General features: G+C 62.4%; 2 protein-coding genes. Both read left to right on the top strand.

Annotated features, from left to right (window positions below):
* Window positions 1–871 (top strand): iron ABC transporter permease (locus HP546_RS30375; protein ID WP_172233621.1); only part of this gene is annotated, 871 nt, incomplete at its 5' end.
* An 87-nt stretch (window positions 872–958) separates the two neighbouring features.
* The coding region (locus tag HP546_RS30370) for a transposase (protein WP_172233618.1) at window positions 959–1,253 on the top strand (295 nt) is incomplete at its 3' end.

Raw genomic sequence — 1,253 nt, 5'->3', positions numbered from 1 at the left:
GGCGATGCTGTCCGCCGTGCTGCTGGCGATGTGCCTGGTGATGCTGTGGCTGGAGCTGCGGGTGCGCGGCAAGGCTCGCCATGTGCGCATCGGCCAAGGCGTGGCGCGCCGCGCACAGCCGGTAAGGCTGCGTGGCTGGGCGGTGCTGGCGCAGCTTCTTTGTGTGGCCCTGGCGGTGCTTGGCAGTGGCATTCCGCTGGCGATGCTTGGCTACTGGCTGAGCGTTGGTTCGTCGGCGGCATTCCCGGTGGCAGCCATCTCCAAGGCGTTGTTCACCTCGTTGTCGGTATCGCTGGGTGGTGCCGGTTTCTGCGTGCTGCTGGCGCTGCCGATCAGCTTCCTGGTGGTGCGCTACAAAGGCCGCCTGGCGATCTGGGCCGAGCGCCTGCCTTACCTGCTGCACGCCCTGCCCGGCCTGGTGATTGCCCTGACCCTGGTATTCTTCGCCCTGCACTACGTGCCGGCGCTGTACCAGACCACGGCCTTGCTGCTGCTGGCCTATGCGCTGCTGTTCTTGCCGCTGGCGCAATCGCCGGTGCGCACCGCGCTGAACAAGGCTTCGCCGACGCTGGAAGAAGCCGCCCGCACCCTGGGCGCGAGCAGCTTTGCCGCGTTCTGCCGGGTGACCTTGCCGATCATCTTCCCGGCGATGGCAGCAGCTTTCGCGCTGGTGTTCCTGGATGCCATGAAGGAACTGACGGCGACCTTGCTGCTCAGCCCGACCGGCATGACCACCCTGGCTACCGAAGTGTGGGCGCATACGGCCAACGTCGAGTTTGCGGCGGCGGCGCCTTATGCGGCGCTGTTGATTGTGGTGTCGGGGTTGCCGGTGTACTTGCTGACTACGCGGATGTATCTGAATAAGGCTTGAGAACGAATCCAGGCTGGCGAGCAGCCTGGATTTTTGAGGGTGTCAGAAATTTTGTGTTCGGGCATAACATGAGTAAGAGGTGCATGTATGCCAACCAAAAAAAAACCGCTCCGAGAGTTACCAAAGGTTCCGCAAGAGCTGCTGAAACAGTTTTCCGCTGTTCCGCTGATGACCGCAGAAGCCATCGAAGAAGCCTCTGCGGCATTCAAGAAGGCGCTGATAGAGCGAGCCTTGAATGCCGAACTGGGTCATCACCTGGGCTATCCACCGGGCGCGCAGCGCCCGGAGGATGAAACCAACCAGCGAAATGGGAAGAGCGGCAAAACGGTACTCACTGGTGATGGCCCGCTAAGGCTGGATATCCCTCGTGACCGGGATGGCA

The sequence above is a fragment of the Pseudomonas sp. CM25 genome, assembly GCF_013179705.1.
GTDB lineage: Bacteria > Pseudomonadota > Gammaproteobacteria > Pseudomonadales > Pseudomonadaceae > Aquipseudomonas.
The sequence above is the reverse complement of the archived record's forward strand: the minus strand, read 5'-3'. Positions and strand labels throughout refer to the sequence as shown.